Below are 15,256 nucleotides of genomic sequence, written 5' to 3' on the forward strand. Positions count from 1 at the left end.
TCATAGGATCGCCCGACCGGCCCGCGACCGCAGCAGCCACAGGAAGACCGGGGCGCCGACGGCCCCCAGCAGCAGCCCGACCGGCACTTCGGCCGGGGCGGCGATGCTGCGCGCGGCGGTGTCGGCCAGGATCAGCAGCGTCGCCCCGGCCAGCGCCACGGCCGGCAGCAGCCGGCGGTGGACCGGCCCCAGCCACAGCCGGACCATGTGCGGCACCACCAGACCGACGAAGCCGATCAGGCCGGAGACGGCGACCGCCGCCCCGACGCCCAGCGCCACCAGCAGCACGGTGCGCGTGGCGAAGCGGTGGGGATCCAGCCCGAGCAGGAAGGCGTCGCGCTCGCCCAGCGCGTAGAGGTCGAGCCGCCGGGCGTTGGCCATCAGCGCCGCCGTCGCCCCGGCCATCAGGACCAGCGCCGGCCCGATCTGCCCCCAGGCGGCGGCGCCGAAGCCGCCCATCATCCAGAAGGTCATCTGGCGCAGCGCCTGGTCGTCGCCGAGATAGCTGCACAGCCCGATGCCGGTGGCGCCCAGCGCGTTGACGGCGATGCCGGCCAGCAGCATGCCGGTGGCCGAGCAGCGCCCGTCGCTCCGCGCCAGCCCGAGGATCAGCAGGGTCGCCACCAGCGCGCCGAGAAAGGCCATCGCCGGCAGCAGGGTGGCGAGCGACAGCCCGGTGGCGGCGAGGCCGAGGCCCGACACCCCGAGGATCATCGTCGCCGAGCCGGCGCAGGCGGCGCCGCTGGACACGCCGACCAGCCCCGGATCGGCCAGCGGGTTGCGGAAGATCGCCTGGAGCGAGGCCCCCGCCACGGCGAGCGTCACGCCGACCGCCGCCGCCAGCAGGACGCGCGGCAGGCGCAGCGTGGTCAGCACCGCCGCGTCGCGGGCCGGCAGCGGCGTGCCCGGCAGGCCGACGGCCTGGGCGAGGTGCGACAGCGTGCGGTCGAGCGGCAGCGCGACGCTGCCGGTGGACAGCGCCACCAGCGTCGCGACGGCCGCCGCGACCGCCAGCAGGGCGAGGGCGGGCATCAGCGCGCGCCGTCCCGGCCCCGGGGCGACGCCGACCGACAGGCTCAGGCTCATTTCACCCCCTGCTCGCTGACCAGCGCGGCAACCGCGTCGCCCGTGCGGGGACCGAGCCCGACCAGGATCGCGCCATCCACCACCACCACCCGGCGCGTCCTCGCCACCGGAGTCAGGGCGAGCTGCGGCAGGCCGAGCAGGCCGTCCACCCCGCCCGACCGGTCGATCAGCGAGCGGCTGACCAGCAGCAGGTCGGGCTCCGCCGCCAGGGCGCCCTCCGCCGACAGGGGAACATAGTCGCGCTCGCCCGCCAGCGCGTTGCCGGCGCCGGCCATGGCGATCAGCGTGTCGGGCACGGTGCCGCGACCGGCCGCCAGCATGCCGCCCGGCCCGCCGCCGACCAGGCACAGCACGCGCAGGGGGGGAGCGCCCTTCCGCTCCGCGCGCGCCGTCCCGACGACGGCGGCGAGATCGGAGAGCCGCGCCTCGACCGCCGCCGCCAGCCGCGCGCCCTCCGCCTCGCGGCCGAGCGCGCGGGCGACGGCGGCGATCTTGCCGGACAGGCCGGCGCGGTCGGCCGCCTCCGGGATCATCGTCACCGTCACGCCCATCGCGCGGAGCTGGTCGAAGGCGGTCTGCGGCCCGGCCCCCTCGACCGCCACCACATGGGTCGGCGACAGGGAGATCATCCCCTCCGCCGACAGGGCGCGCATGTAGCCGGCGTCGGGCCGGGCGGCGGCCTCGGCCGGATAGCGGCTGACCGTGTCCCGCCCGACCACCGAATCGCCGGCGCCGAGCGCGAAGGCCAGCTCCGTCACCGGCGCGCCGATGGTGATCAGCCGCATCGCCTCCGCCGCCGCCGCGCCGGGGAGAAGCCCTCCGGCGACGGCGGCCAGGAGGACGAGGCGGCGCAAGGGGCGAAGGAGCCCTGTCGTCACCGTCATGACGGCCGGCCCGTCAGGCCGCCGCCGCGACGGCGGGCAGCGAACGCGCCAGCGCCCGCCACTCGGCCCGCTCCGGCTTGTCCTCGTCGCGCTGGCCGCACAGGATGGCGGCGTTCTCGCCCCGGTCGTCGTACAGCTCGACGGTGGTGATGCCGCCCTTGTCGGTCGGCTTGTGGACCACCCAGGCGCTCGCCAGCCGCGTCAGGTCGCAGCGCAGGCGGAAGTCCGGATCCTCGATGCGCAGCTCGCTCCCTTCGCCGACGAGGGTGCCGATGGTTCCGGTGTGGATCTGGATGCAGCCGGCGTTCCCGGCGAAGACCATGATGTCGAGCCTGCGGTCGCGCGCGGCCTCCAGCAGCTCCGTCACCGCCGTCAGCGGCAGCTCGCGGGCGAACTCGCCCCCGGCCAGCCGCATCGCCTGGAGGCGGCCGGCGCCGAAGCGCCTGAGCATCCCGTGGAACTCGTGGACGTCCGTCATCGCCGCCCAGGCCGAGCGCAGGCCGGGCACGTCGATCGCCGCGTCGTCGGTCGCCTCGGGAGCGGCCTCGGGGACGGCCTCGGGGGCAGCCTCGGCGACGGCCCCGGAAGCGGGAACCGCCGCGCGATGCTCCGCCAGGAAGGCGTTCCAGGCGTCGGCGTCGGTCCCGGCGGTGCGGTGGATGGCGTGGACCGGGCGGCCCAGCCGGTCATGGACGCGGATCGCGTCGGCGGCGACGTCGTGGACGGTCTGCTCCCAATGCTTGGGGAAGACGCGCAGATCGACGTCGCGGTTCAGCACGATGACGGCGTGGCCCATGACCGACACGTTGCCGAACGTCCCCTCCTTCTCATGCACCATGGCGGCGTTGGTGGTGACCACGCGGACCGGCCCCAGCGCCTCCAGGCGCGGCAGGGCCTCGCTCCAGTCGACGGCGAGGCGGACGCAATCCGTTGCGGAAGTGGCGGGCGTCGGACGGGTATCGGGCATCGGGGGAATCCTTGGCGTGTGGATCGGTGCCGGCCGGGTGCCGCGGGGGGCCGGCGTGAACTCCCCCAAATGATCATGATACGCATTATCATTGACAAGCCGCGGTTCATTAACGGGCATTAATCGCCCCCGCCCTACTCGCTGGACAGGGCGGCCACCGGGTCGAGACGGGCGGCGCGGCGGGCGGGGATCAGGCCGAACACCAGGCCCGTCGCCACGGCCGACGTCACCGCCCCGGCGATGGCGGTCGCCGTGAACAGCACCGGCATCACGAACAGCCCGACCAGCGCGCCGCTCGCCAGGCCCAGCGCCACCCCGACCAGCCCGCCCAGCCCGGCGACCAGCGCCGCCTCCATCAGGAACTGCCGCTCGATGTCGGAGGCCCGCGCCCCGGCGGCCATGCGGATGCCGATCTCGCGGGTCCGCTCGGTCACGCTGACCAGCATGATGTTCATCACCCCGATGCCGCCGACCAGCAGCGTCACCACGGCGGCGCTGCCGAGCAGCAGCGTCATGGTGTCCTGCGTCTCGGTCGCCGCCTTGATGCGCGCGGTGACGTCGCGGATCTGGAAATCCTCCTGCCCGTGGCGTTCGCCCAGCAGCTTGCGGATCGCGTCGCGGGTCCGGGTGATGCGCCCGACGTCGTGGACCGACACCAGGATGAGCTGGAGGTCGGGCTTGCCGACCAGCCGCTGCACGCCGGTGGACAGCGGCACGAACACCCAGTCGTCGGTGTCCTGGCTGCCGGTGAGGTCGCCCTTCCTCCCCATCACGCCGGTGATCTGGAAGGGGATGTTGTTGACCTGCACATGCCGGCCGAGCGGCGATTCCCCGTTGGGAAACAGCTTCTTCGCGACGTTGTGGCCGAGCACGGCGACCGCCGCCCCGGCCCGCTCGTCGGCGGTGGTGAAGAAGGCCCCCTGGGCGACCGGCCAGCGGTGGGTCAGCGGCAGCGAGGCCGAGGTCGCCAGCCCGCTGGTGCGGTGGTCGATGTTGCCGTAACGCACCATCACCGGCGTGTCGAGGTAGGGCATGACGCTCTCGACGTTGGGCAGCCGCAGGATGGCCTCGCCGTCGGCCTCGGTCAGCGGCGTGGTCGGCAGGCGGGGGTCGCCGCTGCCGGCCAGCACGTAGACCAGGTTCACGCCCAGCGCGCCGACCCGCGCCATCACCGCCCGCTTGGCGCCCTCGCCGATGGCGAGCAGCGCGATCACCGACGCCACCCCGATGACGATGCCGAGCAGGGTCAGCGCCGTGCGGAAGCCGTTCGCCCCCAGCGAGCGCAGCGCCGCCGGGAAGGCCTCCCCGGCGCTGGTCCGGACGGAGGCGGGGCCGTGGCGTTCCGCCGGAGCCGGAGGCGGGGCCGCGGGAATGGACCGCCGGCCGCTGTCGGCGACGATGCGGCCGTCGCGCATCTCGACCACCCGGTCGGCGGCCTCGGCCACCTTGCGGTCGTGGGTGATCAGGACGATGGTGCGGCCCTCGGCCGCCAGCTCGCGCAGCAGGGCCACCACCTCGGCGCCGCTGGCGCTGTCGAGCGCGCCGGTCGGCTCGTCGGCGAGGATGACCGGGGCGCCGTTCATCAGCGCCCGCGCGATCGAGACGCGCTGCTGCTGGCCGCCGGACAGCTGGTTCGGCCGGTGGTGGCGCCGCTCCCCCAGCCCGAGCCGGCCGAGCAGCGCGGCGGCGCGGCTTTCCCGCAGCGCGGCGGGCAGGCCGGCGTAGCGGCCCGGCATCTCGACATTCTCCTGCGCCGAGGTGCCGGGGATCAGGTGGTAGTGCTGGAAGACGAAGCCGAAGCCGTCGCGCCGCAGCGCCGCCCGCTCGTCGCCCTCCAGCTCCGACACGTCGCGCCCGGCGACCCGGTAGCTCCCGGAGGTCGGGCGGTCGAGCCCGCCGAGGATGTTCATCAGCGTCGACTTGCCCGAGCCGGAGCTGCCGACGATGGCGACGAACTCCCCCGCCTCGACGGTCAGCGAGACGCCGCGCAGCACCTCCACCGCGACGCCGCCGCCGCTGGCGTAGGTCTTGCGGATGTCCTCCAGGACGAGAAGCGGCGCGCTCACGGCCTCCCCGGTCACAGCCGGAACCCGACGCGGGGCGGGCGGCCGTCGTCGGTCCGCCAGCCGGTGACGATCCGCTCGCCCTCGGCCAGCCCGTGCAGGATCTGGGCGTTGAATCGGTCGCGCACGCCGACGCGCACCTCGCGCGTCTCGACGGCGCCGTCCGGCCCGATCATCGCGACGGTGTGCAGCCCGGCCGCCTCGTCCTTCGCGGTCAGGGCGGCGACCGGGACGGTGAGCGCGTTCCTCGCCTCGGCGGCGACGAAGAAGACCTGGGCGGTCATCTCCGGGCGCAGCTCGCCGCGCTCGTTGGCGACCTCGAACAGCGCGGTGTAGAGCACGACGGTGCTGGCCCCCGTCCCGCCGCCCGACGACGAGCCGCCGTTGGAACCGCCGCTCGCCGCCGGCTTGGGCGGGGCCGGCAGGATCTGCTGCAACCGCGCCGTCCAGCGCCGGCCGGGATGGCCGAGCGTGGTGAAGTAGAGCGGCATGTTGTCGGTCAGGCGGGTGACGTCGGCCTCCGACACCTGGGTCCACACGGTCATCGCCGACAAATCGGCGATGCGCATCAGGACCGGCGCCTCGTAGGTCGAGTTGATGGTCTGGCCCTGGCGGGCGTCGACCGCGATCAGCGTGCCGCTCATCGGCGCGTAGATGCGGGTGTAGCCGAGCTGCGCCTCGTCGGCCTGGAGGGTCGAGTCGGTCTGGCGGATCTGGGCCAGCGTGGCGTCGACCTGGGCGGCGGCGGTGCGCGCCTCCATCCGCGCCTGGTCGTAGGCCTCGCCGCGCCCGGCCTCGACCCGGCGCAGCGCCGTCTGGCGGGCGAGCTGGGCCTGGGCGAAGTCGGCGCGCGCCCGCAGCTCGTCCAGCAGGGCGGTCAGGCGGGCGCGCTCGGCGCGGCCGGCCTCGACCTTGGCCTGTTGCAGGGCCGGATCGATCTCGGCCAGCAGGTCGCCCTCGCGCACCATCTGCCCGACCGTGACATGCAGCCGCATCAGCTGGCCCGACACCTGGGCGCCGACGTCGACGTAGGCGCGCGGCTGGATCTTGCCGAGCGCCGTCACCGTGTCCTCGACCGTGCCGCGCCCGATCGCCGTCTGGTCGGCGGACTGGGCGGGATCGCTCCGCCCCAGCAGCGCGGCCGAGGCGAATCCGGCGAGAACCACCCCGATGGCGAGGACGACCCGGTACCGGCGGCGGGCGGGCGGGGATGGTCTGGTCATGGCGGCGGTCGAAGTCCCTGGTGGCGATGGGAAGGGCGATGGAGCGCGAGAATGCGGATCGTTCTCACCAAGGACGTTTGACGGAGGCCGCAGCCTCACCGGAAAAGCGAATCCGGCACGCATCCGGCGTCGGGCGCGGGACCGGCCTGACACGAGGACGACCGGCGGCGCCCACCCCCTCACCCCGGTTCCGCAAAAATTTTCCCCACGGCGGATCCATAGATTGCGAATGATTCGCATTCATGGTTTAGGACTGGCTCCTGATGGATCGTTGGAACGGGTGTCGCCGAGGTCATGGCTGAAAGAGACCGCTCTTCCCTGCTGGGCCTGCTGCTCGTGCATTACGAGGAGATGACGGGCCATCTGGCCCGGCGCCTCGGCTCGCTGTGCCTGGCCGAGGACGTCGTGCAGGACACCTATCTGCGCCTGCGCAGCCTGACCGCCCTGCCGGAGATCGACAACCCGCGCTCCTACCTGTTCCGCATGGCCGACAACATCGCGCTCGACCGGATGCGGGCGGAAACCCGCTGGGGGCGGCGCTTCGCCCCGGCCGAACTCGGGCTCGACCGCCCGCTGGAGGAACCGGACGCCGAGGCCACCCTGGAGCACAAGCAGCGCTTCGAGCGGCTGAGCCAGGCGCTGAACGAGCTGCCGCCGCGCTGCCGCGAGGTGTTTCTGCTTCACAAATTCGACGGTTTGAGCCATGCCGAGATCGCCGCGCGCCTGGGCATCTCGCGCAGCATGGTGGAGAAGCACGTCATGAAGGCTCTGGCCCACTGCCGCGACCGGCTGGCCCTGTGATGGAGGGGAACGGCGAGCGGCCGGCGTTAACCGGCGACCCGCGCGAGGACGCCCTGGCGTGGTTCGTGCGCCTGGAATCCGGCGACGCCGATCCGGCCGACCGCCGGGCCTTCGCCGACTGGCTGGCGCGCGACCCCGCCCACCGGCGCGAATACGACCGGCTGGCCGGGGTGTGGGACGACCTCGACCGCGTGCCCGATCCGCGCCGGGGCCATCGCCGGGTCACGCGCGCGGCGCCGACCCGCCGCCGCTTCCTGACCTACGGCGTGGCCGGCGGGGCGGCGGCCTGCGCCGCCGGGCTGGGCGGCACCGTCGCGATGACCGCCTGGGCCGGCGACATCCGCACCGCGACCGGCGAGCGCCGGACGGCGACGCTCGACGACGGCTCGGTCGTCGAGCTCGACGCCGGCAGCGCGCTGGCGGTGGAATTCTCCCCCGCCGAGCGCCGCGTCCGCCTGATCGACGGGCGCGCGCGCTTCGTCGCCGCCCGCGACCCCGGCCGGCCCTTCACCGTCGCCTGCGCCGGCGGCCGGCTGACGACGGCGGGCGCCACCCTGATCCTGCACCGCCAGCCGGAGTCCGCCGTGGCGGCGGTCGAGGAGGGCACGGCCACCCTGACGGCCGGCCTCGCGCCGCCGGTCCAGCTCCTGGCCGGGCACTGCCGCTCCTACGGCCCCGGCGGCCCCGGCCCGCTGGTGCGGGACGGGGTGGCGGCCGAGACCGCGTGGCGGCAGGGCCGGCTGGTCTTCCAGGGCCAGCCGCTCGACGCGGTGATCGCCGACCTCAACCGCTACCACCCCGCCCGCATCCTGCTGTGGGACCGTCCGCTCGCCGAGCTGCGGGTCGACGGCAGCGTCGACGCCGCCCGCCCGGACGCCGCGCTGAACGCCATCGTACGCATCCTGCCCGTGCGCACGCTGCATCCCGTACCCGGATTGGTGATCATTCGTTCCGCCTAGCCGGTTCGTCCGAATTTTTCTTCGAAACGAGGTGAGGATCCCCCCTTCGGCCAGCGTCCTGACTCGCCAAAAGGCAAATGCAACTCATTCGCATAATGACGGGGGTCTTGGCGATGATCGGATCTGGGGCGCGCTCGGCGCGGGAGAAAAGGGCGCGGATCGGCTGGAAGCCGGCGGCGATGGGGATGCTGCTGGCGACGACCGCGCTGCACGGCGCCCTGGCGGCCACCGGCGCGTCGGCTGGGGCGGCGGCTGGGGCGTCGGCTGGGGCGGCGGCCGCGCCTCAGGTGGCCCAGCAGGGCCGGACCGTGACCTTCGCCATCGCCGCCGGCCCGCTGCCGGGCGTGTTGGCCGCCTACGGGCAGGCCACCGGCTTCCAGGTGCTGTACCCGACCGGGATCGCGCAGGGGCTCTCCTCGCCGGGCGTGTCGGGCAGCCTGTCGCCGCGCGAGGCGCTGATCCGCCTGCTGTCGGGCACCGGCCTGACCGCGCGCTTCGTCGATGCCGAGACGGTGACGCTGGAGAAGGCCACCGCCGGGGCCGGCGGGGCGATGGTGCTCGACCCGGTGACGGTCCAGGGCGCCAGCCTGACCGACCGGGGCCGCACCGAGGGCACCGGCTCCTACACCACCGGCTCGACCGCCACCGCCACCAAGCTGCCGCTGTCGCCGCGCGAGACGCCGCAGTCGGTCAGCGTCATCACCCGCCAGCGCATCGAGGACCAGGGGCGCACCGAGATCCGCGAGGTGCTCGACCAGACGGTCGGCGTCACGCGGATGCAGGGCGCCGCGCTGGGCAGCGACGGGTCGGAAATCTTCTCGCGCGGCTTCGCCGTGAAGAATTTCCAGGTCGACGGCATCCCGCGCTCGACCGTCTACGGTTTCGACGATTCCATCTCCGACATGGCGATCTTCGACCGCGTGGAGGTGGTGCGCGGGGCGACCGGCCTGCTGAACGGCGTCGGCGACCCGTCGGCGGCGGTCAATCTGGTCCGCAAGCGGCCGACCGCCACCGTCCAGGGCTATCTCCAGGGGCAGGTCGGCTCCTGGGACCGCTACCGGGGCGAGGCCGACCTGTCCGGCCCGCTGGTCGGGAACGGCCGGCTGCGCGGCCGCGTCGTCGGCGCCTACCAGGACAACGACACCTTCATCGACCGCCTGCACGAGCGCAAGAGGGTGCTCTACGGCGTCCTGGAGGCCGACGTCACCGAGGACACGACCTGGACCGTCGGGGTCGAGCACCAGAAGCACAAGTCCGACAACGCGTCGCGCGCCGGCTTTCCGCTGTTCTACGCCGACGGGACGAGGACCGACTTCTCCCGCTCCTACAACAGCGGCGCCAACTGGGCGTACTTCATGCACGACAACCTGACGGTCTTCAGCGAGGTGAAGCACCGTTTCGCCGACGGCTGGACCGCGACGCTGAACGTCGAGCACAACAACCGCAACTATGACGGGCTGCTCGGCTATGGCGTGCGCGGCAGCCTGAACCGCGACGGCACCGGCATGGGCGTCTGGCCCGGTCGCTGGAAGTCGAACCTCCAGCAGACCTCGGTCAGCGCCGACGTCAGCGGCCCGTTCGAGCTGTTCGGGCGGCGCCACGACCTGATGGCCGGCGTCAGCGGCTATTACGCCAAGCGCAGCGGCCTCAGCTACCCGCTCTGGTACATCACCGGCTACAACACCGACATCCCCAACTACTTCACCTGGAACGGCAACATCGCCCAGCCGACGCTGACCCCGACCGGCTGGTCGCAGACCAACGAGCGCCAGACGGCCGTCTACGCCGCGACCCGGCTGCGGCCGACCGACGATCTGTCGGTCATCCTCGGCAGCCGGCTCAGCCGCTGGGAGCAGAGCGAGGAGGGCCACCCGAACGGCGCGGCGGGCACCTACGGCAAGCGGTCGGAGAACGGCGTCTTCACGCCCTACGCCGGCATCGTCTACGACCTGACCGACATCTGGTCGGTCTATGGCAGCTACACCAGCATCTTCAAGCCGCAGGACAGCAAGGACGCCGCCGGCCGGACCCTCGACCCGCTCGAAGGCGACGCCTACGAGGCCGGCGTCAAGGCCGAGTTCCTCGGCGGCCGGCTCAACGCCAGCGCGGCGGTGTTCCTGATCCAGCAGGACAATCTGGCGGTCGTCGATTCCGGCCGCTTCACCCCCGACGGCGGGCAGGCCTACAAGGCGGCCAAGGGCGCCAAGAGCAAGGGCTTCGAGCTGGAGCTGTCCGGCGAGGTGCTGGAGGGCTGGCAGGTCGGCGGCGGCTACAGCCGCACCACGATCAAGGACGCCGGCGGCCAGCAGCTGATGACCTACGTGCCCAAGGACAGCGTCAAGCTGTTCACCACCTACCGGCTGCCGGGCGCCTGGGACCGCCTGACCGTCGGCGGCAACGTCAAGTGGCAGGGCGCGATCTACAACGGCACCGGCCGCAGCCGCTACGACCAGGACGGCTACGCGGTGGTCGACCTGATGGCGCGCTACCGGATCACCGAGACGGTGTCGGCGGCGGTCAACCTCAACAACCTGTTCGACAAGAAGTACCTGACCAGCATCCAGACCAACGGCTACTACGGCGAACCGCGCAACGTGCTGTTCACCCTGAAAGCCAACTGGTGATAGTCCGAACCGGCGGCGGCGTCGCGACGCGGCCGCCCGTTCTCGGCCACCCGTTCTCGGCCGCCCGTTCTCGGCCGCCCGTTCTCGTCCATTGGTGACGGTTGACCGCCCGCAACCTCCTGGGCCAAGCTACCCCACCTTGACCGGAACAAGGTGACGGGGAGACGGGGCATGGCCCGCTATACGGGCGTTTACGGGTTTCCGGAATCGGCGCGGGCGGCGCGGGAGTTGGCCGAGGCGCTCGGCATCCCCTGCCACATCGCCGAGCTGCACCGCTTCCCCGACGGGGAAAGCCTCGTCCGGCTGCCGCAGCCGGTGGAGCGCGCCATCGTCTACCGCTCGCTCGACCAGCCGAACGACAAGCTGGTCGAGCTGACGCTCGCCGCCTCGGTGCTGCGCCGCCAGGGCGCCACGGAGCTGTGCCTGGTGGCGCCCTACATGGCCTACATGCGCCAGGACGCCATCTTCAGGCCGGGCGAGCCGGTCAGCCAGGCGGTGATCGGCGACTGGCTGGGGCGCTGCTTCGACCGCTTCGTCTGCGTCGAGCCGCACCTCCACCGCACCCACACGCTCGACGAGGTCTTCGTCGGCCGCCCGTCCCGCGCGCTGACCGGCGCCGGCCCGATCGTCGAGCGGCTGCGCGCCGAGGGCGTTCCCGCCGACGCCGTGATCGTCGGCCCCGACGAGGAGGCCGCCCCGCTCGTCGAGGCGGTGGCCGGCCCGCTCGGCCTCGCCGGCGTCGTCGGGCGCAAGGAACGGCGCGGCGACCGCGACGTGACGGTCGTCCTGCCGGCCGACGCCCCGCTCGCCGGCCGCCCGGCGGTGATCGTCGACGACGTGATCAGCTCCGGCGAGACGATCTTCTCCTGCGCGCGCGCCGCGCGCGGGCTGGGGGCGGCGTCGCTGCGGGTGTTCGGCGTCCACGCCCTGTTCGGCGGGGCCGTCGCCGCCCGCTTCGAGGCGGAGGGGCTGGGGCTGCCGCTGTCCTGCGACGGGGTGCCCCACCCGACCAACGCGCTGCCTCTCGCCGGGCTGATCGCCGAGGCCATCCGCGGCTTCGAGACCGGCGGCGGCTGACGCCGCAAGCCAGCCGCGGCCGACGCCGCAAGCCGACAACGGCCGACGCCGCCCGGCCCGGCGCCAAGGACCTGATGCAGAACGCCGCAACACCGCCTCAGGGTTTCGCGACGCTAACGATTCCGTCCGGTTTGGTGTAGGCTCTGCCGCGAATCCATCGGTGATCGGAGCGGCGGGCGTGAGCGGAGGCGGACTGTGGCGAAGGTGACGGACGTCGTTCTCCGGATGGCCCGCAAGCTGTCGGAGGATGTCGTGGCGCTGGGCCGGCTGCGCGCGGCGGGAAAGCCCAAGACCTTTCCGCGCTTCCGTGAGATCCGCAACGCCTACCTCGACATCCAGGGGCTGGTCTTCTCCATCCAGGAGCGGCTGGCGGAGGCCGGGAAGGAGCTGCCAGCCAACTTCCCGCAATGGGTGATCCGGCAGAAGCTGACCGCCATCGCCATCTTCACCGACATCAGCCACGCCTTCATCAGCGACCCGCCGCTGGCGCTGACCAGCTCGCTCGGCGCCTTCGACGTGCTGGAGGCGGAGCAGAAGGCCTTCAACGAGACCCTGCACAGCTTCGACACCATGCTGATGGAGGCCGGCATCGACGACAAGACCGCCGACGAGCTGGACGCCACCCGCACCAAGATCGAGCACATCCTGGGCATGATCGAACGGCTTCTGGTGAACAGCCCGAAGATCCTGAAGGAATTCTGATGGAGCCGGTCCCGGAACCGGACGCCGGCCGGCCCGATCCGCCGCCCTCCGATCCGCCGCCCTCCGATCCGCCGCCCTCCGATCCGCCGCGCGCGCCCGCCGTCCGCGGCGTTCCGTGGCTGGTGCTGGCCGGCGGGATCCTGCTGTCGGTGCTGGCCTGGGACCGCTCGGCGCGCTCCCTGCACGAACAGGCGCAGCACCGCTTCTCCATCCGGGTGGAGGAGCTGCACAGCCAGCTCGGCGACCGTCTGCGGGTGTACGAGCAGGTGGCGCGCAGCGCCGCCTCGGTCGTCACCGCCTTTCCCCAGCTCCGCCGCGCCGAATGGAACCGCTTCGTCGAGGCGCTGCGCATTCCCGAACGCTATCCCGGCATCCTGGCGGTGGCCTACGCCCGCGCCGTCGGCGCCGGGCGGGCCGGCGACCTCGCCGCCGCGATGCGCGCCGACGACGCCCCCGGCTTCCGCGTCTGGCCCGAGCATGGCGGGGCCGAGCGGGCGATCAACATCTTCTCCGCCCCGGCCAACGAGACCAGCGCCCGCGCGCTCGGCTTCGACCTGATGTCGGAGGGCATCCGCCGCGACGCCATCGAGCGCGCGCGCGACAGCGGCCAGCCGACGGCGACGCGCGCCATCACCCTGAAGGTCGACGAGGCCGGCGGCGTGCAGCCGGCCTTCATCCTGTTCCAGGCCACCTACCGCGACGACCCGCCGCCGCCCACGCCCGAGGCGCGGCGCGCCTCCTTCACCGGCGTGGTGCTGACCCCGGTGCGGGTCATGCCGCTGATCGACGGGCTGTTCGGCGGCGGCCGCCACGACGTCCTGGTCGAGGTCTTCGACACGCCGGCCGGCGAGGCCGACTTCCCGCTCTACCGGAACGGCGGCCCGACGACGGCGGCGCCGTCCCTGCTGCCGTTCTCCCTGCTGCCGCCCTCCCTCCTGCCCGCCGCGCCGGCGCCGATCTCGGTGGTCCGCGAGCTGCCGCTGGGCGGGCGGATCTGGACGGTGCGCTACGAAAGCCGGCCCGCCGGCGGGATCGGCGTCGAGGAGTGGGGGCCGCCGGCGGTCCTGGCCGGCGGGCTGACGCTGAGCGCCGCGCTGTTCCTGCTGCTGCGGACGATGACCGCCACCCGCGCCCGCGCGCTGGTGCTGGCGGAACGGATGACCGCCTCGCTGCGCCGCCGGGAGGCGGAACGCACCCAGCTCTTCACCCAGGCGCCGCTCGGCATCGCGGTGATCGGCGGCGACGGGCTGGTCGTCGAGTGCAACCCGGCCTTCGCGCGGGCCGCCGGGCGCGGGCGCGACGCGGTGGTCGGGGTCGATCTGCGGCTGCGCGCCGGCGACCCGGCGGTCGTCTTCGCGCTCGACGCCGCCCTCCAGGGCGAGAGCGGCAAGCTGGAGACCGACCAGCCGCTGCTGACCGGCGGGCGGCGCAGCCATTTCAGCCTGCATTTCCAGCCGGTGACGGCGGACGGGGAGCTGATGTTCGTGCTGGCCTTCGCCGAGGACATCGGCGAGAAGCGGCGGGCCGAGCAGCACATCCAGTATCTCGCCCATTTCGACGCGCTGACCGGGCTGCCCAACCGGGTGCTGCTGTTCGACCGCATCGCCCAGGCGCTGCACGAGGCCAGGCGCGACGGCGGCAAGGTCGGCGTGCTGTTCATCGACCTCGACCGTTTCAAGGTGATCAACGACAGCCTGGGCCATTCCTTCGGCGACGAGGTGCTGCGCTCGGTCGCCCGGCGGCTCCAGGCGGGGCTGCGCGACACCGACACGGTCGGCCGGCTGGGCGGCGACGAGTTCCTGATCGTCGTCCGCCAGGTGGCCGACCCCGCCGACGCGGCGGCGGTCGCCGAGACGGTGGTGGCGCAGCTCGCCAGCCCCTTCCAGGTCGGCGGGCAGAGCTTCGTCGTCACCCCCAGCGTCGGCATCAGCCTCTACCCCGACGACGCCGACGACGTCGAGGGGCTGATCCGCTGCGCCGACATCGCCATGTACAACGCCAAGGAGACCGGCCGGAACGCCTACCGCTTCGTCACCCGCGAGATGGGCGCCAAGTCGCGCGAGCGCATGGATCTGGAGGCCAGCCTGCGCCGGGCGATCCGCGACGGCGAGCTGTTCCTGGTCTACCAGCCGCAGGTCGCCACCGCCGACGGCCGCATCGTCGGGCTGGAGGCGCTGGTCCGCTGGCGCCACCCGCAGGACGGGCTGGTCATGCCCGGCCGCTTCCTGCCGGTGGCCGAGGAAACCGGTCTGGTCATCGCCATGGGCGACTGGGTGCTGGCGGAGGCCTGCGCGCAGATCCGCCGCTGGCGCGACCGCTTCGGCCTGTCGGTGCCGGTGGCCGTCAACCTGTCGGGCGCCCAGTTCCGCGACGGGCTGCTGCCGGTCAAGGTCGCCCAGGCGCTCGACGCCAACGGGCTGGCCGGGCCGGAGCTGGAGATCGAGGTCACCGAGAGCACCCTGATCGAGGACATCGACACCGCCGCCGCGACGCTGGCCGGGCTGAAGGAACGCGGCGTGCTGATCGCGCTGGACGATTTCGGCACCGGCTATTCCTCGCTCAGCTACCTGCACCGGCTGCCGATCGACAAGGTGAAGATCGACCGTTCCTTCATCCAGGATCTGTCGAGCGGGGCGAGCGACGCCTCGGTGCCGCGCGCCATCGTCGGTCTGGGCCGCAGCCTCGGCCTGTCGGTGATCGCCGAGGGGGTCGAGAACGAAGCCCAGTTGCAGCTTCTGCGCGACCTCGCCTGCGAGAGCTACCAGGGCTACCTGTTCAGCCGCCCGCTGCCGCCCGACCAGATGGAGGCCCTGCTGGCCGGGCTGGCGGCACGGGACGCGACTCCGGCGGGGTGACGCGCCGCCGGACGC

11 protein-coding genes are annotated in these 15,256 nt (G+C 73.2%); 6 read left to right on the forward strand and 5 right to left on the reverse strand.

Translation table 11 applies throughout. The features are described 5' to 3' along the window. The 5 genes from J2847_RS10100 to J2847_RS10120 form a co-directional block, all read right to left on the reverse strand. Positions 1–1,086, reverse strand: a complete 1,086-nt coding sequence (locus tag J2847_RS10100) for a FecCD family ABC transporter permease (RefSeq protein ID WP_209778853.1) — start codon at positions 1,084–1,086, stop codon at positions 1–3. Next, the gene (locus tag J2847_RS10105; protein ID WP_233474404.1) at positions 1,083–1,940 is read right to left on the reverse strand and encodes a heme/hemin ABC transporter substrate-binding protein; all 858 of its coding nucleotides are present in this window, start codon (positions 1,938–1,940) and stop codon (positions 1,083–1,085) included. The genes J2847_RS10100 and J2847_RS10105 overlap by 4 nt, the downstream gene beginning before the upstream one ends. 43 nt (positions 1,941–1,983) lie before the next feature. Continuing rightward, on the reverse strand, positions 1,984–2,937 hold the full coding sequence (locus J2847_RS10110) for a ChuX/HutX family heme-like substrate-binding protein (RefSeq protein WP_209778855.1): 954 nt from the start codon (positions 2,935–2,937) through the stop codon (positions 1,984–1,986). Positions 2,938–3,071: 134 nt separating this feature from the next. Continuing rightward, a complete protein-coding gene (locus J2847_RS10115) occupies positions 3,072–5,003 on the reverse strand; it encodes a MacB family efflux pump subunit (RefSeq protein WP_209778856.1) in 1,932 nt (643 codons plus the stop codon). 11 nt (positions 5,004–5,014) lie between these two features. Continuing rightward, positions 5,015–6,223 (reverse strand): efflux RND transporter periplasmic adaptor subunit, encoded by a 1,209-nt coding sequence (locus J2847_RS10120; RefSeq protein ID WP_209778857.1) that lies wholly within the window; start codon positions 6,221–6,223, stop codon positions 5,015–5,017. Positions 6,224–6,517: 294 nt separating this feature from the next. Between J2847_RS10120 and J2847_RS10125 the strand changes: the two genes are divergently transcribed. The 6 genes from J2847_RS10125 to J2847_RS10150 all read left to right on the forward strand — a co-directional run bounded on the left by J2847_RS10125 (position 6,518) and on the right by J2847_RS10150 (position 15,241). Continuing rightward, the gene (locus J2847_RS10125) at positions 6,518–7,024 is read left to right on the forward strand and encodes a sigma-70 family RNA polymerase sigma factor (protein ID WP_209778858.1); all 507 of its coding nucleotides are present in this window, start codon (positions 6,518–6,520) and stop codon (positions 7,022–7,024) included. Then, positions 7,024–7,983 (forward strand): FecR family protein, encoded by a 960-nt coding sequence (locus J2847_RS10130; RefSeq protein WP_209778859.1) that lies wholly within the window; start codon positions 7,024–7,026, stop codon positions 7,981–7,983. The genes J2847_RS10125 and J2847_RS10130 overlap by 1 nt, the downstream gene beginning before the upstream one ends. Before the next feature lie 113 nt (positions 7,984–8,096). Next, on the forward strand, positions 8,097–10,607 hold the full coding sequence (locus tag J2847_RS10135; RefSeq protein ID WP_233474405.1) for a TonB-dependent siderophore receptor: 2,511 nt from the start codon (positions 8,097–8,099) through the stop codon (positions 10,605–10,607). A gap of 171 nt (positions 10,608–10,778) precedes the next feature. Then, positions 10,779–11,684 (forward strand): ribose-phosphate diphosphokinase, encoded by a 906-nt coding sequence (prs, locus tag J2847_RS10140; protein WP_209778860.1) that lies wholly within the window; start codon positions 10,779–10,781, stop codon positions 11,682–11,684. Positions 11,685–11,879: 195 nt separating this feature from the next. Continuing rightward, on the forward strand, positions 11,880–12,386 hold the full coding sequence (locus tag J2847_RS10145) for a hypothetical protein (RefSeq protein ID WP_085553316.1): 507 nt from the start codon (positions 11,880–11,882) through the stop codon (positions 12,384–12,386). After that, positions 12,386–15,241 (forward strand): bifunctional diguanylate cyclase/phosphodiesterase, encoded by a 2,856-nt coding sequence (locus J2847_RS10150; RefSeq protein WP_209778861.1) that lies wholly within the window; start codon positions 12,386–12,388, stop codon positions 15,239–15,241. The genes J2847_RS10145 and J2847_RS10150 overlap by 1 nt, the downstream gene beginning before the upstream one ends. The last annotated feature ends 15 nt before the right edge of the window (positions 15,242–15,256 follow it).

The sequence above is a fragment of the Azospirillum agricola genome, assembly GCF_017876095.1.
Lineage (GTDB): Bacteria > Pseudomonadota > Alphaproteobacteria > Azospirillales > Azospirillaceae > Azospirillum > Azospirillum agricola.